This is a genomic window from Paraburkholderia phenoliruptrix (assembly GCF_047325075.1).
GTDB lineage: Bacteria > Pseudomonadota > Gammaproteobacteria > Burkholderiales > Burkholderiaceae > Paraburkholderia > Paraburkholderia phenoliruptrix.
Genome location: NZ_CP168531.1, coordinates 1,062,587 through 1,084,496, shown reverse-complemented (window position 1 = coordinate 1,084,496; position 21,910 = coordinate 1,062,587). Strand labels below are relative to the sequence as shown.

The 21,910-nt window shown below is 59.0% G+C and carries 23 protein-coding genes and 1 pseudogene; 13 read left to right on the top strand and 11 right to left on the bottom strand.

Translation table 11 applies throughout. The features are described from left to right. The first annotated feature begins 65 nt into the window (after positions 1-65). From ACEN8U_RS17045 to ACEN8U_RS17025, 5 genes are all read left to right on the top strand, one after another. Positions 66-260, top strand: a complete 195-nt coding sequence (locus tag ACEN8U_RS17045; protein WP_013589521.1) for a zinc-finger domain-containing protein — start codon at positions 66-68, stop codon at positions 258-260. A gap of 336 nt (positions 261-596) precedes the next feature. Continuing rightward, a complete protein-coding gene (waaF, locus tag ACEN8U_RS17040; protein WP_041745748.1) occupies positions 597-1,622 on the top strand; it encodes a lipopolysaccharide heptosyltransferase II in 1,026 nt (341 codons plus the stop codon). Between the two features lie 168 nt (positions 1,623-1,790). Beyond that, positions 1,791-2,237 (top strand): nuclear transport factor 2 family protein, encoded by a 447-nt coding sequence (locus tag ACEN8U_RS17035; protein WP_013589523.1) that lies wholly within the window; start codon positions 1,791-1,793, stop codon positions 2,235-2,237. Between the two features lie 63 nt (positions 2,238-2,300). Then, positions 2,301-3,425, top strand: a complete 1,125-nt coding sequence (locus ACEN8U_RS17030; protein WP_041745751.1) for a YheT family hydrolase — start codon at positions 2,301-2,303, stop codon at positions 3,423-3,425. Next, the gene (locus ACEN8U_RS17025) at positions 3,418-4,008 is read left to right on the top strand and encodes a DUF2946 family protein (protein ID WP_015003672.1); all 591 of its coding nucleotides are present in this window, start codon (positions 3,418-3,420) and stop codon (positions 4,006-4,008) included. Before ACEN8U_RS17030 ends, ACEN8U_RS17025 begins: the two co-directional genes overlap by 8 nt. 102 nt (positions 4,009-4,110) lie before the next feature. Here the strand turns inward: ACEN8U_RS17025 and ACEN8U_RS17020 are convergent, their stop codons facing one another. Continuing rightward, positions 4,111-5,889, bottom strand: coding sequence for a M48 family metalloprotease (locus ACEN8U_RS17020; protein ID WP_015003673.1), 1,779 nt, complete (start codon positions 5,887-5,889; stop codon positions 4,111-4,113). Between the two features lie 173 nt (positions 5,890-6,062). Here ACEN8U_RS17020 and moaC (ACEN8U_RS17015) point away from each other — a divergent pair, with 173 nt between their 5' ends. Further along, complete coding sequence (gene moaC / locus ACEN8U_RS17015) at positions 6,063-6,542, top strand: cyclic pyranopterin monophosphate synthase MoaC (RefSeq protein ID WP_413658615.1); 480 nt, start codon at positions 6,063-6,065, stop codon at positions 6,540-6,542. Positions 6,543-6,680: 138 nt separating this feature from the next. Then, positions 6,681-7,664: a tyrosine-type recombinase/integrase gene (locus ACEN8U_RS17010; RefSeq protein ID WP_413658614.1), complete on the top strand. Its 984-nt coding sequence runs from the start codon at positions 6,681-6,683 to the stop codon at positions 7,662-7,664. Between the two features lie 69 nt (positions 7,665-7,733). Here ACEN8U_RS17010 and ACEN8U_RS17005 read toward each other — a convergent pair whose 3' ends face one another. Next, complete coding sequence (locus tag ACEN8U_RS17005) at positions 7,734-8,483, bottom strand: hypothetical protein (RefSeq protein WP_413658639.1); 750 nt, start codon at positions 8,481-8,483, stop codon at positions 7,734-7,736. 12 nt (positions 8,484-8,495) lie between these two features. Beyond that, the gene (locus tag ACEN8U_RS17000) at positions 8,496-9,374 is read right to left on the bottom strand and encodes a hypothetical protein (RefSeq protein ID WP_413658613.1); all 879 of its coding nucleotides are present in this window, start codon (positions 9,372-9,374) and stop codon (positions 8,496-8,498) included. Positions 9,375-9,536: 162 nt separating this feature from the next. Here ACEN8U_RS17000 and ACEN8U_RS16995 point away from each other — a divergent pair, with 162 nt between their 5' ends. Next, on the top strand, positions 9,537-10,253 hold the full coding sequence (locus ACEN8U_RS16995; protein WP_413658612.1) for a hypothetical protein: 717 nt from the start codon (positions 9,537-9,539) through the stop codon (positions 10,251-10,253). A 21-nt stretch (positions 10,254-10,274) separates the two neighbouring features. Here ACEN8U_RS16995 and ACEN8U_RS16990 read toward each other — a convergent pair whose 3' ends face one another. Both ACEN8U_RS16990 and ACEN8U_RS16985 read right to left on the bottom strand, forming a co-directional pair. Further along, the gene (locus ACEN8U_RS16990) at positions 10,275-10,763 is read right to left on the bottom strand and encodes a YbjN domain-containing protein (protein WP_413658611.1); all 489 of its coding nucleotides are present in this window, start codon (positions 10,761-10,763) and stop codon (positions 10,275-10,277) included. Between the two features lie 111 nt (positions 10,764-10,874). Beyond that, positions 10,875-11,909 (bottom strand): lysozyme inhibitor LprI family protein, encoded by a 1,035-nt coding sequence (locus ACEN8U_RS16985; protein ID WP_413658610.1) that lies wholly within the window; start codon positions 11,907-11,909, stop codon positions 10,875-10,877. A 153-nt stretch (positions 11,910-12,062) separates the two neighbouring features. Between ACEN8U_RS16985 and ACEN8U_RS16980 the strand changes: the two genes are divergently transcribed. Continuing rightward, positions 12,063-12,365 carry a helix-turn-helix domain-containing protein gene (locus tag ACEN8U_RS16980; RefSeq protein WP_413658609.1) on the top strand — a complete coding sequence of 101 codons (303 nt, stop codon included), beginning with the start codon at positions 12,063-12,065 and terminating at the stop codon, positions 12,363-12,365. Positions 12,366-12,440: 75 nt separating this feature from the next. Here the strand turns inward: ACEN8U_RS16980 and ACEN8U_RS16975 are convergent, their stop codons facing one another. Beyond that, positions 12,441-13,091: a recombinase family protein gene (locus tag ACEN8U_RS16975; RefSeq protein ID WP_413658608.1), complete on the bottom strand. Its 651-nt coding sequence runs from the start codon at positions 13,089-13,091 to the stop codon at positions 12,441-12,443. 255 nt (positions 13,092-13,346) lie between these two features. Here ACEN8U_RS16975 and ACEN8U_RS16970 point away from each other — a divergent pair, with 255 nt between their 5' ends. From ACEN8U_RS16970 to ACEN8U_RS16960, 3 genes are all read left to right on the top strand, one after another. Continuing rightward, complete coding sequence (locus ACEN8U_RS16970) at positions 13,347-14,381, top strand: HNH endonuclease (protein WP_413658607.1); 1,035 nt, start codon at positions 13,347-13,349, stop codon at positions 14,379-14,381. Between the two features lie 86 nt (positions 14,382-14,467). Beyond that, positions 14,468-15,241: an HNH endonuclease gene (locus ACEN8U_RS16965; RefSeq protein WP_413658606.1), complete on the top strand. Its 774-nt coding sequence runs from the start codon at positions 14,468-14,470 to the stop codon at positions 15,239-15,241. A 76-nt stretch (positions 15,242-15,317) separates the two neighbouring features. Next, positions 15,318-15,983 (top strand): hypothetical protein, encoded by a 666-nt coding sequence (locus ACEN8U_RS16960; RefSeq protein ID WP_413658605.1) that lies wholly within the window; start codon positions 15,318-15,320, stop codon positions 15,981-15,983. Position 15,984: 1 nt separating this feature from the next. Here ACEN8U_RS16960 and ACEN8U_RS16955 read toward each other — a convergent pair whose 3' ends face one another. The 5 genes from ACEN8U_RS16955 to ACEN8U_RS16935 all read right to left on the bottom strand — a co-directional run bounded on the left by ACEN8U_RS16955 (position 15,985) and on the right by ACEN8U_RS16935 (position 21,484). Beyond that, positions 15,985-16,197: a hypothetical protein gene (locus ACEN8U_RS16955; protein WP_413658604.1), complete on the bottom strand. Its 213-nt coding sequence runs from the start codon at positions 16,195-16,197 to the stop codon at positions 15,985-15,987. A gap of 239 nt (positions 16,198-16,436) precedes the next feature. Further along, on the bottom strand, positions 16,437-18,419 hold the full coding sequence (locus tag ACEN8U_RS16950) for an AAA family ATPase (RefSeq protein ID WP_413658603.1): 1,983 nt from the start codon (positions 18,417-18,419) through the stop codon (positions 16,437-16,439). A gap of 1,217 nt (positions 18,420-19,636) precedes the next feature. Continuing rightward, on the bottom strand, positions 19,637-20,215 hold the full coding sequence (locus tag ACEN8U_RS16945) for a hypothetical protein (RefSeq protein ID WP_413658602.1): 579 nt from the start codon (positions 20,213-20,215) through the stop codon (positions 19,637-19,639). A gap of 11 nt (positions 20,216-20,226) precedes the next feature. Beyond that, a complete protein-coding gene (locus ACEN8U_RS16940; protein WP_413658601.1) occupies positions 20,227-20,463 on the bottom strand; it encodes a hypothetical protein in 237 nt (78 codons plus the stop codon). An 82-nt stretch (positions 20,464-20,545) separates the two neighbouring features. Further along, entirely contained in the window at positions 20,546-21,484 is a 939-nt protein-coding gene (locus tag ACEN8U_RS16935) for a hypothetical protein (RefSeq protein WP_413658600.1), read from the bottom strand. A 286-nt stretch (positions 21,485-21,770) separates the two neighbouring features. Here ACEN8U_RS16935 and moaC (ACEN8U_RS16930) point away from each other — a divergent pair. After that, positions 21,771-21,881 (top strand): annotated as a pseudogene (gene moaC, locus ACEN8U_RS16930) (cyclic pyranopterin monophosphate synthase MoaC); the annotation flags it as partial. Between the last annotated feature and the right edge of the window lie 29 nt (positions 21,882-21,910).

Here is a 21,910-nt window from a genome sequence, read left to right as displayed (position 1 = left end):
TCCCAGGGCAGCCGGCCTACCCGCGGCGCGCACCGCACGCACCCTGCATACAACGAGAAAGTCTTATGAGCGATATCAAGGAAATGCCGCTGGTCGAACTCACGGCAAAGGACCTCCCGGCGTACTGCCCGAACCCGGCCATGCCGCGTTGGAGCACGCATCCGCGCGTCTTTATCGACGTCTCGCACGGCGAAGCACGCTGCCCGTACTGCAGCACGCGTTACAAGCTGCGCGACGGCGAAGTGATCAAGGGTCACTAAGCCCCGGGCGCTCAACGTGCACGCTGCTCGCTCGCGTGCGGCATCCGCTGTCTGACCGGTTGTTGTCCCCTCTGTTTGCGCGCTTTCGCCAGTCGTTGTGCTGGCGGATCGCGCGGAGCTGTCGGTTGCATGAGCCGCCTTCGCTAGCGGACTGCGTATCGAGGGGTTCGCACAAGTCAGGCAGGCGGCAGCACGACGATGTTGCGTCGCGAGCGCGGTGCCTCGGCTGCGTGGGCATTGCGCCTCCCGGCCGGCGCCGTTTTCCCTTTTACTTTGACCCTTCCGAAGCGCCCTGCATCGCGCGGCGCTTCGTTTCGACACCGGACACTCATTCTGATGCGTCGCGCGTTGGTTATCGCACCGAACTGGATCGGTGACGCATTGATGGCGCAGCCGCTCTTTGCGCGCCTCGTGAAACTGCATCCGCGCATCGCGATCGACGCGGTCGCGCCCAGCTGGGTCGCGCCCGTGCTCGAACGCATGCCGGAAATCCGCGACGTCTACGCCACCGACCTCGCGCACGGCAAGCTGCAGATGCTGCGCCGCTGGCAGCTCGCGAGCGACTTGCGCGACGTCGGCTACGACGCCGCCTACGTGCTGCCGAACTCGCTGAAATCGGCGCTGATTCCGTGGATGGCCGGCATCCGGCTGCGCGTCGGCTATACCGGCGAAAGCCGCTACGGCCTCCTGAACGTGCGCCACGCTAATCCGCGCAAAGACGAGCGCCCGCCGATGGTCGGACATTACGCCGCCCTCGCCTACGCACCGGGCGCAAAGCTTCCCGACGACCTGCCGATGCCGCGGCTCGACACGGACCTGAACGAAGCGTCGCGCGTATCGGCGCGCTTCAATCTCGACACGCGCGTGCCCTTGCTCGTGTTCTGCCCCGGAGCCGAATACGGTCCGGCCAAGCGCTGGCCGCCCGAGCACTTCGCGGCGCTCGCGCAAATGGTCGGCCAGTCGTTTCCGTACACGCAGATCGTCGCGCTCGGTTCGCCTAAAGACGCGCCGCTCGCCCAGGCCATCGCCGAGAAGGCGCCGAACGTGCGCAATCTGTGCGGCCAGACGGCCCTCGGCGAAGCGTGCGCGCTAATCTCGCGGGCCAATGCGGTGGTCACGAACGATTCGGGGCTGATGCACGTCGCCGCGGCGCTGCGCCGCCCGCTCGTGGCCGTCTACGGTTCCACGGATCCGCGCCACACGCCGCCCCTGTCGGAGCTTGCGAAGGTACAATGGCTTCATCTCGAATGCAGCCCCTGTTTTCAGCGCGAGTGTCCGCTCGGTCATCTGAACTGCCTGAAGCAGTTGAGCGCCGAGCAGGTTTTCGGCGATTTGCGCGGCATGTTGCTCGCGCAACGCTGAGCCGGCTGACACTTGCACGCAACACCGCACGCCCCTGAGCGCGTCGCGTCATGTTCGCGCCTTGCGGCGCGGGCATTCTGGCGCTCGGGTGCGATTGTCCGGTGCCCCGGACTGCCCCGCTCACCGCTGACCCGCAACCGCGCGCCGCGCACAAGAGACTGACGAGCCATGCCACGTTTTGCCCACATCTTCGAAGCCGCCGCCGATACCCTCAACGCCTATTACCAGGCCGTCGCCGAGGTCAATATCGACAGCCTGATGGGCCTGTGGATCGATGAAGAGTTCGTGAGCTGCATTTGCGCCGACGGCTCGCATCTGCACGGCCTCGACAGCATTCGGGCGGGCTTGCAGATCCAGTTCGAGGCAGCGCCGGTCTCGATCGAACCGCTCGACATTCGCGTCTACGACAGCCTCGGCACCGTCGTCTACGCGATTGCGGAAGCGCATCGCCCCGTCGATCCGAAAGCCACGCCCGCCATGGTTTTCACCACGTATGTGATGGTCCACGAACGCGGCGAATGGCGCATCGCGCACATTCACGCGAGCCCGATGCCGAACGAAGCGGCCAGCCAGTTCGCCACCAAGATGCGGCACGGCCAAGGGCCGCTCCACTAACGCGCGCGACGCGCCGCGGCGCTTCGCCCCGACCTTCGCACCGAATTTGGCTTCTCTACCGGCATGAGCACGCCCCGCAGCAAGTCGTCTTTACCGACGACACCCCAGCATGCCGACAGCTCCCGTGCAGTTGGCGCGGATGCCGCTGTGGAAGCCACCCTCGAGGCCGCCAAAGACCTGCTCTACCGGGCGCCGCTGTGGCTGCCCAACAAGCATGTGCAGACCATCGTGCCGTCGCTGTTCGCGCGTCGCCCCGCGGTCTCGTTTCGCCGCGAGCGCTGGGATACGCCTGACGGCGATTTCATCGACGTCGACTGGGTCCGGCACGACGACTCGCCGGCCTCTGTCATAACAAGTGACGCCGCACGTCAGACTCCTGCCGCCGACGCGCCGTTGCTCGTGCTCTTTCACGGCCTGGAAGGCAGCTCCGCTTCGCACTATGCGTCCACGCTGATGGCCGCCGCCCGCGAATACGGCTGGCACGGCGTCGTGCCGCACTTTCGCAGTTGCAGCGGCGCGCTCAACCGCTTGCCGCGCTTCTACCATCTGGCCGACAGCAACGAAGTCGACTGGATTCTGCGACGCCTGCGCGCCGCGCATCGCGGGCCGCTCGTCGCGGCGGGCGTGTCGCTCGGCGGCAATGTGCTGTTGCGCTGGCTCGGCGAGCGGCGCGACGAGGCGGCGTCGGTGGTCGCTGCCGCGGCCGCGATTTCCACGCCCATCGACGTGCACGCCGGCGGCCGGGCGTTGTCGCAAGGCTTCGGCATGATCTATACGCGCAGCTTCCTCAAGACGCTCAAGCAGAAGGCCGACCAGAAACTCGTGCAGTTTCCCGGCCTGTTCGACCGCGAGGCCATGCTGGCAAGCCGTACGATGTACGAGTTCGACAACGTGGTGACGGCGCCGCTGCACGGCTTTCGCGATACCGACGAGTACTGGAGCGTCGCCACTACGCGGCCCTTGCTGCCGCATATTCAGGTGCCCACGCTCGTGCTGAATGCGCGCAACGATCCGTTTCTGCCGGCCGAGGCGCTGCCGTCGCGGCATGAGGTGTCGGCGGCGGTCGAACTCGATCAACCGAGGCACGGCGGCCACGCCGGCTTCATGACCGGACCGTTTCCAGGCCGCATCGACTGGCTGTCGCGGCGCGTGTTCGGCTACCTGGAGCAGCACGTCGATCATGGATGACATCGTCAAACAGGCCTTGGCCAAATGGCCGAACGTCCCGAGCTGCACGGGCTGGCTGATGCTCGACCGGCGCGGCCAGTGGCGGATGCGCGACGAAGCCGCGCAGGCGAGCGGCTCGTCCGGCGTGCCGATTCGCCATGAAGCGCTGCTCGGCTTCATCAACCGGAACTATGAGTGCGACGAACGCGGACAATGGTTCTTCCAGAACGGGCCGCAGCGCGTGTACGTGGAGTTGGGTTATACGCCGTGGGTCGTGCGTTTGTCGGTGGAGGCCGATGGCGCGCTCGCCTTGAGAGACCAGGCGGGCAGCCCCTTCGAACCCTCGGCCGTCTATGCCGACGACGAGGGCGGCATTCTGTTCGCCGGCGCGTCCGGTCCTTTGCACACTTCGGCGCCGCTGCGCATCGCGGTTCTGCACGATCACGACCTGGACGTTTTCGCCGACCACACCACGCTCGCCGACGATCCGGTCAGCGGCAACTTCCACTGGAACGGCGGCGCAAGCTTGCCGCTTCAGTCGATACGGCGCGAGGAAGTCGCGTCGCGCTTCGGCTTCGTGCAGAGTCCGGCAGCGAACGTTTGAGGCGCCAAGCTCTGGCACGCAGCAACCTGTCTCGGTGCGTTTGCGTGCATGCGTGAACGCCCGGCCGGATCTGCCTGGCTGTCGCGCCCGCGCACTTCCCGCCTAGCCCTTTTCATCCAGCCGCTCTTCCTTGTAGCGGTTCTCCATCTCGTGGAGCCTCGCGTCGACAGTGGCGAGGTCGTAGTAGCCGATCGTCTTCATATCGCGCGCGTCCTTCAATTGACGGATCGCGGACGGCCACGCGCCCTCCAGCGCGAACTTCTCGGCGAGCGCGCGATGACGCGTGAGCGCGTCGCCCGTGCCCGCGCTTGCCTGCGCGAGGTAGAGCCACCACGCGGGCTGATCGGGCTGCGCCTCGGTCTCTTTGCGCGCCAGGGCCTGCGCCTCGGCGAAGCGCCGCAAGCTCAGCAAGGTGCGAATGTGCATGTCAATCGCGGCGTTCGATTGCGGCCAGCGCTTGTGCGCGAGATCGGCGAGACGCACCGCGTCGTCGTCACGCCCCGCACGCCGCGCGATGTCGGCCGCGAGCACGTCGAGACTCGGCGAACTGCGCGCGGCGTCGCCGTCCGCCTGAGCTCCCGCCGCGAAAACCGCACGCGAGGCAGCCAGCGATCTCGCCGCGTCGTCGTAACGTTCGAGCAGCATCTGGCCGTACGCGATGCCGTACCAGTTCGCGGCCACGTTCAGCGCCGTGCGGTCTTCGATTTCCGAGCGCAGCCGCGACACCTCGTCGGCGTATTCGCTGCGCGAGTGATCCTGCAACAGCCGGGCCCGGGCGCGCACGAAACCGTACTCGGCCGCCTGATGCGGTTGCCGGTAAGGCGCGCGGCGCGCGCGGTCTTCCATGTCGGCGATCCGCTCGCCTGTCAGCGGATGGGTGCGCGCATAGGCCGGAACGCCGGTGTCGCTCATCGCCGCGCGGTCGAGGCGGCCGAAGAACGTGGTCATCGCGTACGGATCGTAGCCCGCGCCGGCAAGCAGCAGGAAACCGACGCGGTCCGCTTCCTGCTCGGCCGAACGCGAAAAACGCAACTGGTTGTCGACGGCATAGGCCTGGCCGCCGACCGCGATCGCGCTCCCCAGGTCGCCGCTGTGCGCGAGCACGCCCGCGAGGACGCCGAACAGCATGCCGGCGAGTGCCGCATAGCCGCTGCGCTCGCCGGCGGTCATCATCCGCGAAATATGGCGTTGCAGGACGTGGCCCATTTCGTGGCCGAGCACGGATGCAAGCTCGGACTCGGTTTGCGTCGCGACAATCAAGCCGGTGTTCACGCCGATGAAGCCGCCCGGCAGCGAGAACGCGTTGATCTGCGCGTCGCGCACCGCGAAGAGGTCGAAGTCCGGCCGGTAGCCGCCGATATACAGCGTGTTGGCCGCCGCAGCCAGTTTCGCGGCGACCGAGTTCAGATAGTCGCGCACGAGCCAGTCGTCGAGATAGTCGGGGTCGCGGCGCAGTTCGCGCATCACGCGTTCGCCCAGCTTGCGCTCGGCTTGCGGCGTGAGCGAACCGGCGCCGCCGCTGCCCAGGTCGGGCAGTTGCTGCGCGACAATCGGCGCCCGCCAGCCGGCGCCGACGCCGCTATTCGCGCCGCGGTTCACGCCTGAATTGCCGGAAAAACGGCTTTGCGCGCCGCCGTACACGCCGAACACGCCTTGCGCGATGTCGGGCGGCACGGCCGCGCCGGCCGGGGCAGCATAGGATTCCACCGGACCGCTGACGAGCGGCGGCTCCGCGGACTGCTCAGTGGACTGCTCAGCGGCCTGCTGCGTGACCGGTCGCGCTGGCCCGGCGCCGGACGCGGCGCGGGCCTGCGCGAACGCGCCTGGCGGCGCCGCCAGCGCAACACACAGCAACGCAGCAAGGAACCGTTTGGGACGCATTGCGAGTTCGTATGACGGAGTCGAAAAGCGACGCCCGCTGCTCGGACCAACGCACGACTAAGATAGCGGGCATGGCGCCATTGTAATCAGTCGACGCGCGAAGCCGGCTTGCCCGGGCGCGCCGGGCGGCCGCGCCGCACTGCTATGATAGGCGCCCTCTGAAGGAGCCAACCATGCCTGAACTCACTCACTTCGACGCTGCCGGCAAGGCACATATGGTGGATGTCGGCGGCAAGCAGGAGACCAAGCGCATCGCGGTTGCGCGCGGCTCGATCCGCATGCTGCCGGAAACCTTCGCGCTAATCCGCGACGGCAACGCCAAAAAGGGCGACGTGATCGGCATCGCGCGCATTGCCGCGATTCAGGGCGCCAAGCGCACGGCCGACCTGATTCCGCTGTGTCATCCGCTCGCGCTCACGCGCGTCAAAGTGGACTTCGAACTGGACGACACGTTGCCGGCCGTGCACTGCACCGCGCAAGTCGAAACGCTAGGCCGCACCGGCGTGGAGATGGAAGCGCTCACCGCCGTGCAGGTCGGGCTGCTGACGGTTTACGACATGTGCAAGGCCGTCGATCGCGGGATGGTCATCACCGATGTGAAGGTCATGGAAAAGCATGGGGGCAAGTCGGGGGATTGGGTGGCGCAGCGTTAAGTCATTGTTTTGCAAGTCTTAACATGACGCTCTGCCGAATTTCGCCGCATCGCCAACGCCTGACGAAGTCACTACAAATCTGACTTTCGGCATTCGAAGAATCGATCTTGTCCCACTCCTGTCCCACAGGAGACTGGAATGGCATCGATACGCCAACGTGACGGCAAATGGCAAGTCCGAGTTCGCCGCAAAGGATTCGCCGACGAAGTGAAGACCTTCACCACTCGCGCAGACGCGGAACGATGGGCGCGATCTGTCGAAACGGAGATGGATCGCGGTAGCTTCATCAGTCGCAGTGAAGCCGAAGCCAACACGCTCGCAGACATCATCGAGCGGTACATCACCGACGTGTGTCCGACACAGCGGGGCGGTGCTGACGCAGTCATTCGGCTTCGTGCGACCTGTCGCAAGACACTGGCAAAACTCAGCATGGCGGCACTGACGCCGAAGGCTGTCGCAGCTTATCGGGATGAACGGCTGAAACAGGTGAAACCGGCGACCGTGATTCGGGAACTGGCGTTCCTATCGGCCATCATCAACCACGCACGCCGGGAGTGGGACATCAACATCACCAATCCCGTCGCATTGATCCGCAAACCACCTTCGCCCCAAGGTCGGGACCGCGTGCTCTCGTCCGATGAAGAAGCGCAGCTTCTTGCAGAACTTGTCCCGACTGGCCGCATCAACGTGTGGCTGCTTCCGGCAACCATTCTGAGCTTGGAGACGGGCATGCGACGCGGCGAACTGACCGAACTTCAGTGGTCAAACGTCGATCTCGAAGCCCAGACTGCGCATTTGCCGATGACCAAGAATGGGACAGCACGGACGGTCCCACTGTCCAAGAAAGCTGTCGCCACCTTGGCTGCGCTTCCACGATCCATTGATGGTCGGGTCATCCCCGTCAAAGGGATCACGCTGCATAAAGCATTGGGAAAGGCTTGCAAACGTGCGGGCATCAAGGACTTCCACTGGCACGACATGCGGCATACGGCCATCACGCGTCTGGCGCAGAAGCTGCCAAACGTCATTGAACTTGCCGCGGTGTCGGGACACCGCAGCTTGGCGATGTTGAAGCGGTATTACCATCCTTCAGCAACCGAGTTGGCCCGAAAGCTAGGTTGATTCATTTTACAGGCGACGCTTTCGGGGGTCGCCCATTCCGCCAGCTTCCGTAAAACTGACTCGTCTTGGTCAGATTGATCGCGCACCGGCCAATAAGTGCGCCTTGTTCATCGCATAGTCCAGCAAGACCACACCGTCGAACGATGTGCAGAAGTGATGCTCCAACACTGAATCGTGTACTGACCACGACGCCGACCCACTGAATCCCTGCAATACGATCAACAGCCAGACGTCTTCGACGCGTTTCCTGTACGCAGCAACCTTGCGTTCCTTTCTGTCAATCGTGGCTTGTACATCCGCTGGCAATGCCACTGGAACCCACCATGCACCCACCGGTTGCCATCGAGAGCGCGGACAGTTCGGATGATGGTGCAGCCAGACCGAAGTAAACAAATCCGACTCAAAGTCCGTCCCGCACTCCAATCTGGCCGACAGCACACCTGAAGGTATCAAAGCGATCCGGGAACCGACTATTGCGGCAAGATCACTCGCTGCGGCATCTTTGGCTTTCGGACTCAGAGCGGCGTGCTCCCGAAAGACCACCTTCACGTCAAGGCAGTCCGCGTTGATCCTTCGCAGGAACAGCTTCTGCGCCTTTTCGCAAATCAATCTGCGAGATTCTTCAACTGCACGCACGTCACTACGAAGCAGTTCGGTCACTTCAACCCCGTACCGTCCTGCGGGTCCGTCAACAAGGATGTCCGGTTCTTCACCCGTTGCATCCACGGTCCCACGCGGCCAGCATGCCAGCAACCCCTGAGCACGCTCGAAATAATACGACTCGGCGTGCTTTCTACGTTGGGCTTTGGTCAAATTCACGTCGCACCTTTTCTAGTCAGAGTGCGGCATCCTTCCTTGGACCGCCAACGCAAACTTGGTGGAGAAACTCACCGCGAACTCTGCGTCGGAAATAGTCAAGCCCGATGCATCCTGCATACGGTCCCAGACGTAGTTTCCTGCTGCCATCCGATGAATGAAAGGAACAATCGATTCGAACCGAACAAGGTCAGTAATGTTTACAGCCAAGGCCAGCATTATCGCCATGCGTTCGCTTCTGGACGCCGTACCGTCAACGTAGCCTTCAAGATCGCGGACCAAACGCATCGCCGCATCATCGAATCTCATGGAAGATGGCGGCGGCCAGCGGCTCCACCGCCTAGTAAGCAAAGCGACCAACTCACCCATCGCCACGTCAACTGCTTCCGCGCTATACCCGAACGCACTTTCCAGTTCTTCTTCCCGTAGACCGCGCTCGGCCTGTTTGAGACGCTCCCGCACCGCTGTTGATGTCACTAGGTCGGTAACGGACAGGTCCGCAAAACGGACATCGAAGAAGCGTACCGCTGCAACGTCGAAAAAATCTCCAACGTACCCGAGTAATCGTCGCGCATCCGCTTTGTCGGGGATCAGGCCATAGTGTTTGAAATTTACGCGAGCCTTATTTAATTCGATCAACCTTGCGCGGAAGGGAACGTACTTGTTCTCATCATGGTTCGCTGCGGCGTCGATGTAGTCCATGCAACTGATGAAATCGTCAGCGATTTTTCGTCCCGGAACGGGTCGGTCCTTCATAACAGCCCGCAGAAAAAGTTCGACGGCATCTTGCGCAATCGAGACGGCGAGTCCGACATGAATGCCTTCATTGCGGCCAAGGTACGTCTCCGCTTCCGCATACAAGGCACGACACAGAACAACTTGGTGAAGTTCCATAAATCTCCTATGGGAAATCGCACACGCACCGGCAACAGTCCTTTGTCCACTCGCCGTTCATCCCGCATGACAATACACACAGCGTGAGCCGCACACACGGCACAACGCACTGACATCGATCTTACAATCACATGCAATACACAATTACATCGCGGGGAACCCATGAAGATGCTGACGACGTGCTTGGCTATCGGGCTGCTGAGTGCATGCGGGAAATCTGGCGAGACGACCACAGCAGCGCCGGTATCGAATCCAAGCGCACCGACAGTTACCGCTCTCCCGTTCAACATCGAAGCGGCCATGTTGAGCGACATGTTTGAGAACAACATCAAGGTTGCAAAGGTGCTGGTCGGCGTCAACGGTGGATCGGCAGCGCAATGGTCTGCAACGTCCATCGCAATTGCCGAGAAGGTCGCGACGTTCGGCGCAGATTCAGTCGAAGTATCAGTGCGTCGCAATGAAGTGACCCAATCGCAAGGCGGCAGATTCAGGGAAGTAGCGCACGCTTACTATAGCCCGAATCCAAGCCATTCCGTTTGGGACGACAAGGACAAGTGGAAAGTCTTGCAGGCCGATGCGGCGCATCTGTCCACGCAGCAAGACGTGGACATCTACGATGATTTCTCGGACCTGAATCAGAAGCTGATCGACAAGGGCATGGACACGGACGCCGCCGATCAAAAGGCCGGGGCGGCTATCGCGAAGAAGTACCACTTGCCGAAAGACTGGCGACTGCCGGTCGGAAATTTTTTGAACGACATGCCCCGCGACTCGATGAACGTAGATACTGCGCCCGCCGCTGACGGGCTAGCCAGACTGGACAAATGCCTGAACGGCAAGATCGTCCGCATGCTAAGCACATGCGACGACGCCAGCTAACATAGCGGGGAGACTCGCCGATCAGTGCAGCAATTCGCTGCTGGTCGGCCCTGATCCAGCGTCGGCCACGGCGGGCACCGTTGTCGGCGCACCGAAGTCAATCAGCGTGTTCTCGTTGTACGTCTCCACAACGAATTCCAGCAGCGATGCGAACCGGTTGACAATGGAAACAAAGGTTCCAGCCACCATGCCCCCGGTGTATGGCAGCGAGTACGCCACGATCAGGTCTCCATCTCGGTCGATGGTGAAACACGGAAGGAATACGTCTTCATTAAGACGCCGCGCCAGTTCATGCTTCTGGTCGATGCTGGCGTGCCGATTCAGGGGAAGGTATGTGCTGAACCGGATGAACTTCCGGTACGCGATGATCGAGATTGTGAACGCTATGCCCTGTTCCGTGCGTAACCGAATGCAGTCGGGCTGCACATTGTACGGGACCACGCCGCTGTCGCGAAGATGGGCTTCAAGAGTTTCGATGGTAACTGCGGGTTCTTCAAAGATTTTCGTCAATAGGCGCTCCCGATAGGAAGTAACGTCTGGCTGTCTTGCCGTGACCCCACAAGAAAAACCGCCGATGAACGGCGGTTACTGGTTCTCTGCATACGTCGCTAACCACACAAACTACATGGCCGCGAGCTTCTGAATCCGGGCTTCGGTGACTTTGACCAAACACTCCGCGTCGGAACAAGCATCACGCTCGCTCTTCATCCACTTCCGCTGATCGGCCTTCAGGGCAGCCGGATCACTCGCCTTGGCGCGGGCGGCGGAATACGCCGACGCAAGACGTAGGTCTGCATCTGCGGCTTGCGGCGTCGAACAGATCAGATGTTCGATGGCCGAAGACGCCTTCGCGCAGTCAAAGCTGGCACGAACGCTCATCGTGCCGTTTGCATCCGGTTTCAGTGTCGTCGTCGATGCCGACTGCTGTTCTGCGCTGGCTGTCGATGCCGATAATGCGAGCGATACGTTAACGGCCTTCTCCTGATCCGTTGGTTGTTGCGCCGTTTGCGTTGCATTGTCCGACGACGCCTGTACCGGGGCCGCAGAAGTCGCTGCATCACTGCCCGCCGACTGACCATCTGCGACGGCCTTTGTTGCTTCATCACTGGACGCCGAACTAGCGGCTGCTTGTGCGTCTGCTGCGGCACTCGCCGACGACGACTTCGCTTCCGACGACGCAGCGACCTGAGTGCCCGGTCCGAAGACGATGCGGTCGAGCGGCACGACGAAATATAGGACGGCCAGAAGAACGATGAACAGCCCACCAGTCAAGAAAACCCGCGCACCGTATTCGTAGTAAAAGCGTTGCTTCGCCAACTCGCCCGCACTGCTGGCAATGATGATGTCGGGTTGCCCCGCATTTCGAGCGAGAAACCCAACCTGCCATGCCTTTGGGGCCAAGAACAGGAAGACCAGCCCGAATGCAACGCAGATCGCGATGTCGATGTAGAGCCGTTCCGTGTACGCGCCAAAGGCAAGTGCCCCGAAGATCAGAGCACCGACCACGGCCCAGAACTTCCCAAATCCGCTGCTGTACGACTGTTCGAACTTCGCTTCCTTAGCCGCTGCTTCGGCAGCAGCGATGTCGCCACCGCAGTGCTTGCATCGAATCGCAGAGTCCTGAATCTCTTCTGCACAGAAAAGGCATTTTTTCATTGTGAGTCCCCCGTAGTCCCATTCCCAAAGCCCGGACGCCAGCACGGCATACGTCAGCCATCACCACCGCCCGGGGACGAATACTACCAAATCGGTAGTAGTTGCAACGCACCAAAACCCGACGATTCTTGTCTTCGTACTGCAAAGGCAAGCATGTCGGTACTCGCAAAGCGGCTGAAAGAAGCGCGTCTACGGGCTGGACTGTCTCAGGAACGGCTTGGAATCGAAGCCGGACTAGACCCGATGTCGGCCAGCACGCGCATGAACCGCTATGAACTTGGCAAGCGTATGCCCGACCCACTGGTCATCGAACAGCTTGCCGCGATCCTGAGAGTGCCCGTTGCCTACCTTCATTCAGTCGATGACGAAGAAGCCGAACTACTGCTGAAGTTTCACCGCCTGAACAAGAAACAACGCGCCAAGGTGATCGCCTTCGTAGACGAAGTGTCGGGTTAGCGAACCCGGTTTATGAGACAGCTACCGATTGTGCGGGTGTTGATCGCCGATCCCGCATGGTCTGATGGCTGATGTTCATGCGCCGCGCGACTTACGACGATCCGACCAATCAACGAGCGCACATGGGACGCCATCCGGTCCCATGCCAGTCGGTTCACGTGACGGATTCACCACCGCCAGCACGCTCGCCCGCGAGATGCCGTAGGTTCGCGCCAAAGCACTGATCGTTTCACCCGCCGCGTACTTCGTCATCATCTCTTCGCGCTGCGCTGGCGTCGTCTTGGATGGACGACCAAGGGCTTTACCTTCCGCTTTCGCGCGTGCGAGTCCCGCTTGTGTGCGCTCGACCAGCAGTGAACGCTCCATTTCCGCAACAGCCGATAGCATCGTCAGCATCAGCTTCCCGGCAGATGACCCGAGATCGAGTTTCCCAAGTTGAAGCACGATGACTTCGATCTTTCGTTCGGCCAACGTCCGCACGGTCCGCAGCACATCTTCGGCATCGCGGCCAAGCCTGTCGAGACGGGAGACAACCAACGTCTCGCCATCCCTGATCTTGTCCAACATCGCGACGAACTGCGGGCGCTGCGACGCATGGGTCTTGCCGCTGATGCCTTCGTCCGTGAACCAGTAATCGACCTTGAAACCAGCGTTCTCGATTTCGAGACGCTGATTCTCGGTTGTCTGTTCGCGCGTGCTGACCCGACCATACCCGAAGATCGCCATAGACACCCCGAAGGCGTTGGAAAAGGGTGTCAGAATATCACCAAATGTCGGAAATAGTCAACCCTATATTTCCAACAGCCTAAACCGATACATCCGACGACTGTTAGGAAACGGTGGTTTCGCAACGGTTGGTTGGCGCGCACCACAACGGCGAAGATGAAAATTCGGTCGCGGTTCGGTAGCATTCAAACCAAACCTGAGAACAGTCGGCAGAGAAACCAACAAACCACTTAGACCAATCAAGAAAGCGACAACATGGGAAATCCACGCGCGTGGTCACTACTCGCCGTTGACGGTGCACGACAGTACGGCGGCAACACCGGCTATCAAGACGATCCGTCGCTGGTTTACCGATACGACAGTTTCGTCGCGAACCATCAGCAAGTCTCCACGAACGACGTGGTGGTCATTCGGTCGCCATCCCAAGTTCTTGGGCTTGCACGAATCACTGACATTGAACCCGGCACCGGTGAGAAGGAGCGCCAACGTTGTCCAACGTGCGGCGTCAGTGACATCAAGCGCCGGACGACGATCCTGCCGCCGTGGGTGTGCCGAAACCGGCACGAATTCGTAGAACCAACGCGCGAAACAGTCACGGTTGACACCTTCGCCGCACACTATGGGGAAACGTTCCGATCAGCACCGTCAGGACTGACTCTGGACCGATTGGCTGCCGCGGTAATTCGGCCCAATGACCAGATGTCCATCAAAGAAATCGACTTGGCACGGATCGAACCTTGGTTGCGAGATGACGCCGACTGCAATGCATTGGTGAAAAAGTTCGCCAGCAGCATCGGCATTGACGCTTTGAATAGCCCTGAGCACGATGACGCGCCGCATTCTGTCATCGAAGCCCGAAGGCGGGTACTTCGAGAAGTGAATCAGAGACGCGGGCAGGCGAAGTTTCGGAACAGGCTTATTGCTCGGTACGGTTTCGCCTGTCAGATAAGCGGTTGCGCATTTCCGGGGTTGGTCGAAGCCGCCCACATCCGACCTTACGCTGAGACAAATGACAATGGACCGCACAACGGGCTGCTGCTGAGAAGTGACCTGCATACCTTGTTCGATCTCGATCTGCTGGCAATTGACCCAGCCGACCTAACGGTCGCGATTCACCCTGACCTTGTGGCAGCGGGCTACGATATGTTTGACGGCAAGCCGCTCGTCGTGAATGGAACATCGGGTCCCGATCTGGCCGCCTTGCAAGAACGATGGGATTCTTTCCAACTGAAGCTGGCGCCCAAACCGACTGCGAGCGCGCCGGAAATGGTTACGACGGCCTTAGCTTGATTCGCGTGATTCGGTACGGGTACGGATTGCGCGATCCCCTTTCCGAATCACAGAGAGTTCAATAACTAAATTTCAAGGGGACCGATATGGCCTTCGCTGACGTGAACGATCCGGCAGCCGTACTCAAAGCTGTTGAAGAATTCGACCGAAAGGGTCGAGACGTTTTCCTTGAAGAATACGGCTTCGGCAAAGCGCGAGACTACTTTCTGCTTATCGATGGCAAGCGATACGACTCCAAGGCGATCTTTGGCGCTGCACACAAATATCAGTTCCCGAAACTTGGGCCATTAGGTTGGCGAGACTTCAGCGGCGGCGCGACAACGGTCGAGCGAAAACTCGAAGCCATGGGGTTTCGAATCGAACGGCGGCACCCGAAAGCGGGCGGCGTCACATCAAACGTCGAGATAACCAGCGCGCAGGACGAAGCCGAAGCAGCGGGTGCATTTGATCCACACAACGTCGAAGATGCGAGAACGAAGACTATGGCAGCTATCGTTCGACGACAGGGCCAGCCAGCATTCAGAAACAACTTGCTTCGAGTCTATGGCAATCGTTGTGCGATCAGCGGCTGCAAAGTATTGGAAGTCTTAGAAGCGGCACACATTGTCCCTTACCAAGGACCTGAAACCAATCATGTCAGCAACGGGCTTCTGCTACGCACGGACCTGCATACTCTCTTCGATTTGCAACTTTTGACTATCGAACCCAGCGCGACAATAGTAGTGATTGCGGCGGAATTGCGTTCAACCGAATACGGGGCACTGCATGGGAAGAAGCTACAGCTTCCTTCCGCTGACAAGGGTGGTCCGAATGCAGATGCGCTGGCGCTTCATTACGAGAAAAGCGGGTTGACACCATAACCGCACATTTTCTATTGAAACTATCAAGGAGATTCGAGCGTCAGTCGGCATCCCGATAGGCGACGAAACATGAGCGATGAAAATCGTAATCCAATGCGCTGGAAGCAAAATTCAACCCAAACCTGATGCAGGATTTCGATCATCGGACAACCGGAGAATTAAGTTCGTCGCTCATCCAGAACTTGCGCCGCATGGCGACAGCTATGTCTACGTTCGGCCAGATGACTCGTTTGACGGCGTGCAGACTTGGCGACAACATCTTTTGAGTTACAACAGGGAATATCAAAAAAACCCGTCTCAGCTACTTCCGGCCTACCATCTATACTCTAATCCAATCTACCGAAAATTGGTTGAGCGATTTGGGATTGAGAAAATCTTCATTCTATCGGCGGGATGGGGGCTGATTCGCTCAGACTTCCTGACGCCAGACTATGACATCACATTTAGCGCCGCAAAAAATGTCGCACCTTACGCACGAAGAAGAAAATCGGATTCATTTTCCGATCTTAGCCTTCTCGAAGACAATAGCGATAAAATCACTTTTCTTGGCGGGAAAGACTACTTGCCGTTATTCACCAAACTGACAGCCAACCTTATTGGCCCGAAGGTGGTATTTCACAATACAAAATCAGATTTACAGTTGGGAACGGGCTTCAGCACCAAAAAATTTGAAACCAATCGACAAACGAACTGGCAATACGAATGCGCCCAAATGCTGATTGACGGAAAGATTGAGCTATGATTTAGGTCTGGAGCACACGGGCACTCGTCGTGTCGGAAACAGGCGTCGATGCATCGTTCAATGCCGTATTATTCGGAAGATGCTTGGCTTCGGGTCTGCTTTCTTTCAGGCAGCTATCGTTCGAGTCTTCGCCGAAAAGGACTTCATCCATATGCGACGTTGCCGCGATGAATTTGTTGTATTTTGTGCGTTGCTTTCTGGATACTTGTTTCATGAGTTGATTTCTGAATGCTTGTTAGGTTTGCGCACCCATTGTCAGTGGCTTTGTTGTGAAGGGCAGGACGCGCGGGCACTTCTTTATTAGCCACAGGTGAAGAGAGAAAATCAATTTCAAACTTCACCTATGGACAACCGGGCACCCCTTATAGGGGTGTGTCCGTGTCCGTCCTTATTAGGTCGGCGGTCAAGTTCTTGGACTTCTTGTTACATCGACTTGTCCGGCTTGTCCGTCTGTCACTTCACCCAGACGTAATCGCCGTGGGTTGCGATCAAGTTCGCGTGATTCACCAGTCGGTCAAGGGCACGATCAAATGCCCTGCGACATGCGTCCGGGCTTCCGTTACTGATACCTGCGTCAATTGATGCCTGTTTCAACTTGTTCTTCGGGACGACAAGCGGCGGATACATCAAGCCCAACGCCTGTTTCAGTTCGTCTGGCGGTTCGACACCGTAGATGTCGGTAATATCTCGCAGCACGCACAAGCACTTTCTCGCTGCATCACTGAGTTTGGCACCAACAGCTTTCTTCGATGTCGCATCAAGCATTACAAGGGCAGCAGAAGACATTCCATCGTCAAGTGGCACGCGCTCGATTCGGAAGTGGTATTCAGTACCTTCTTCACCTTCTTTGTTCTTCTTGGAAACCAAGGAACGTTCGTCACCTTTCTTGTCCACGCGATATTCGTAGTCAACAGCGCCAGTCAAGCCAGATGCGCCGCGCAACCTGTCTTTGTCACCATTCCCCGAGTGATGCACGATGACGACAGATGCGTTGAAAGGAAGACGCAAGTGGGTATCCAGCAGGTTCATGAGAAGGCCCATGTCCTTGTTGCTGTTCTCGTCGGAGTTGCCGATGTTCCGTGCCAGTGTGTCGATGACGATCATTCGTGGCGGTTCGTTCTCAGATGCGGCTTTCGTGATGTCGTCGGCCAACCGCTTCACGCTGTTGGGATCAGACAGCGGAACCGGTGAGCGCAACAGGTATAGCGGTGCGGTTTGCAGGGATACATCGTTCGCTTTTTCCCATGCGTGCAGGCGTCGGTTGAAGCCCTTCTGACCTTCGCCGACGATGTAGAAAACCGCACCCGGTGCGACTTCTTGATCGTGCCAGTCGGTGCCGGTCGCGATGCAACATGACCAGTCGATGGCAACGAAACTCTTGCCACTGCCGGATGCACCGAACAGCATGCAGGACGTGCCTTGTTCCATCACGCCATCGATCAGCCAATCGACAGTGGAAGTTTCGGCCATCGCGTCGGCGGCACGGACGAATCCACCAGTGCGCGGAACAGCGGCTTCGACTTGCTTCGTGGCGTTCTCGCCGGTCAACGCCTTCAAGATCGTCATCTGGCCGTAGGTCTGATCGGCAGTACGCAGTTCGTCCCACTTTTCACGGTACAGGGCGGATCGCCGGAAGAGTCCATCAATTTGATCGGCGTCACGCGTGAAGCGGGCGAACATGTTGCACAGGGCAAGGTCTGCTTCAGACGCGCTCGGATGATCGACGTAGTGACCGTCATAGAACAGCTTGCGGAATCGCTCGCCGTCACCGACGCGGGAAGCCTTTTCGATGATTTCATCGTCAGTCAGGACCTTGCCCTGCGGCTGCACCAGTTCAACGACATTCGAATCAACAGGCTTGGTCGATTGGCTGTAGTAGTGTTCGTACAGCCAGTGCTGCCCGTCTTGCTGTTCAGTGACATTGAAGCCGCTGCGGAACTCATGGCCCGTCATCGTGAAGTAGCGCGGACTCTTCTGGTCGTAGCATTCGAGACGATTGCCCGGACCGGCCTTGCCGCATTCGACCAGTTCACCGAGACCGAAGAGATGAAGACCATCGCCACTCGGCGAAATCTCGACGTATGTACCCGGAAACCGTCGCAGCACTTCGTCAGCCCATGCTTCTGGGTTGCGGTTCGCATCCAGCACGTGATCGAAATCGATACCGAACAAGTCATCGACAAGAACGATGCCGATACCGTCGAACTCACCGGTCTGATATTCGTCACGGACTTTATCGAACGTCGTCCACGTGTCGGGATTCTTCGTGCTTGCGTGGCGTCCGTTCGATTGCTTTGGAACCTTGGTCCACCGCTGACCGTCATACTCGTACTGCCATAGAAGCCACTGCGAACGCTTTTTCAGGGATGCAGGAATGCCTTCGAACTTGACCGGCAAGGCGACCGGCTTTTGTTGGACAGGTAGCGCCGACATCATTCGGCACCACGGGAGAGCGTAACCGCAGGCAGCGGAATGCCAAACGGCGATTGGACAATGGTTACATATGTATTACAACGCAACATTTTTGTACGTGCGAGTGCACTTAATAAATTCGCAATCCTTATCGAATGACCATCATGGGCGCGAAGGGTCGCATTGCGTCTCGCGCTGATGCCGACAAACGACAAGGAAGCCTGTTGTTAGACTGAGTCCCCGGACGGCTTTTCATCAGGCGCAACAACGCCATAAGAAACATGCGAACGCAATGGGTCTGGGAACGGCTGGGTACTGCTAGAAGGATCATATAGACGCTTGACCAGAACAGTCGAAGCGTTGCGGCAGAAGCCGCGTCAGGTAGGTTCCGCAGAAGGCGCGAACACATCAAATTGAATGCCTATTGTGCCAGAGCGCAGTCACTTTGTCAACTCTGCTCTTGACATCGTAGCATTTTGTTGGGTCGCGCCAACACTCGATTCCGACCGTTGCAGTCAGCTACCACGTTGCAGCACGGCCATTGATGGTTGTCCACGAGAGCAACCATACAATCGACGCCCTACCCACCGTGCAACACCATAACGACCAGTTGCACTGGTACTGTCCGATCCGCAGCTTCAGTGGTATCAGGTGTATCAGCAATGGTAGACGGTGTACCGACCACTACGCCGATAGTGTCACCGTGACGGGTGCCAGTGTTGCAGTCACCGGTTGCAGCTCCGCCGTCGTGTCGCCGCAGCGGTAACAGTGTCATCACCAGTGGTAACAGCGGTCCATTGCAACGGTGACAACAGCATCAATGCCACCTACCACTGTAACAACGACCCGCATCCGCAGTGGTAATGGTGGGCCATTGCAGGCCAGTCAGTAACCAATGTAGCGTACCGTTGCGCGTCCACTGTAACAATTGTTGCTTCGGTCCGGTCCACCGCAACAGTCGGCGGCACCATTGCGGTGCCAGCAGTGTTGCCCTTGCCGGTGGTGTGCCGTTGATGATGTCACCAGTAGCGATGTCACTGGTAGCTGCCGCCGATGATGGTGTCGCGGTATCCGGTGTCCGTCACCGTCAGGGATGATAGTGCATCGACACTGATGGTGGCTGTTGCCGTGCTACTGCACACCGGGCGACCGTCACTGCACACCGACCATGACTGCACAACCATCATTCGGCGACGACCGACCACTTTACATCCAACCGCACCGTTGGCAGGACTGCTGTACTAATCGCCCAGTCGGAACACCGGCAACGCCAGCAACCGAATCGCCATACTCATCGCGAATGTTGCATCGGTAAGCAGGTGAGTCTCTGCCGGAAGACGGGTGTCCAACATGCGACGCTCAAGATTCGACGGGTCATCGACAGAGCGGTAGTGCGTGAGTGGATTACGCTGGTTCATGAGACGCCGAAGGTCGTCCGCGTCCCGCTGCGTGATGACATCTCGCGCGACGCACCGGTTCAACGTCTCGGTGAATGAAACCCGACTTGGCAACTCTTCGGCATCAAGGCCAAGGGTAAGGTGCGCCGCGAGTACCTGTTCGGCAAGACCTTGGCAAAGCAGCACGGTCGCCACGTAGTTACCGTGAACGAAGCTGGACCGCGCTTCCGTCCATGCGGCCAAGGCCGTCTCACCATCCGGCATCATCGTCCCTGATGAACCGAGCGCAGCAGAAAGGTCGGCAAGTTGCCTGAACCGCGCGACCTTACCCGCCAGATCGTCATGTAGGTCCGCAAGCAAGATGCGGAAAACGTCTACGTCCTTGACGGTGGACAATAGTTCGGACTGGACCTGATCTTGCACGGCTGGTTGCCCTACCGTCGTTTGCCTGTTCGAATCTCTTCGCCAATGCGCTGCATCTCCGCATCAGCAGCGTGCCATTCAGCATCGGCTGCGTCTAGTTCATTGAGATCATCGGCGGACGGATTCCCCGTCCCGTGTGGGCGAAACTGCTTTGTGACGTTGATGAAGGCTTTTTGTCGCCGTTCGAACGCCCGACGCTCGCGTTCGAGTGCCGCTTGCTCTTCAACGCGTTGCTCTTCCGGGGTCATCGCCATCTCCTGTCAAGAAAACCAATGAATGAACGCTATCTGACTACGTTCGTCACTGCGCATTCGGACCCGACCGCGACCGTCACTTGATACCGTAGTAGCTGCCAATAGCATCGGCCAGCAACTTCCCACCGGCAGCAATGCCGATGGTCCATGCGCCGCTAATTGCCTTCTCGGACATCTTTCCCATCCAAGCCTTGACCTTCGGGCCAAATTGCTTCGTTTCGGCTACGGCCTTTGGATCGTCATCGTCTACAGCGGCCTTCAGTTCGTCCATGTCCGCTTCGGCGACGCCGGTGTCCTTGAAGGCTTTCGCCAGCGCGGCGAAGTCGCCCTTGGTCACGGTGTTCGTAATCGTGGTTTCGTTGCTATTCCCTATCACGACCGTCGCGTTGTCGCCGAACACCGCTGATGCGAACATCCCGGCAGCATCGATGCCTTTCGCCGCTTCCTTCATATTGTCTTCCGCCACGTCACCAAGTTGATCTTGCACATTTAGCACGAAATCCAACAAGCGCGACCGAATCTCGATCAGAACACTTAAAATTTGGGTCGCTTCAATCTGCGTCCAAGCACTCGTGACCCACGCATTTTGGATCGCCTTGCCAAGCAAACCGTTGAATTCTGGTGGGATGGGGATCGACAGACTAGTGTCTGGCTTCGCCGCGAACTGTTCGAGCACACCCACCGATTCGCGCAACGGAGCTTCCAACAGACTCTTGCGCACATCGTCCGGCAAATGCGCGGTTGGTAGTCCGTGCTTGGAAAACTGCCACGCACTGTTCTGAACGTTTCCCAACAATCGTGCGCCGACGACGCGATAGGCGGGTACCGACTTGCCGTCGCCGTATCCGTTCAGTTCGTCGTTAACCCAATCGGCAAGTTCCTTGTGTCCGATCCGGTGCAGCAGAACCTTCGTCTTCAGAAGCGCATCCGTCAGCGAACCGTCTTTGTCGCTCAACAACGTCACGATGTCTTTTAGCAGTTGCATCTCGACCTTACGTCCGAACAGGATGGTCAATTCTACGTGAAGGAGATAACTGACGAGAGTAACGCCGCCTGAATCTGTTCCAGCGGCCCTGCGACATCGCGAGCATTAAGACTGACGTAATGCCGGTGCAGCACGTCGCCGCGCTTCGGCGCACGTCCAAGGATGCGGTAGATCGCGTAAACTTACACCCGGCGAATGGACAAGAATTGTTGTGCCAGTCTTGTCCCAACGCAGTCCCACTTCATCAACCGAGTGGGACAAGATCGAACGCTTCGAGTACGGTAAGCCTTTGATTTATAAGACCGTAATCCGAAGGCTATATACCGAAACCAGAATGTGCAAGGCGGTGGATCGCGGGATGACCATCACCGATGTGAAGGTGATGGAGAAGCATGGTGGGAAGTCGGGGGATTGGGTGGCGGAGTGACCGCGCGCAGCGCTCCTGTTCGTCGCGCG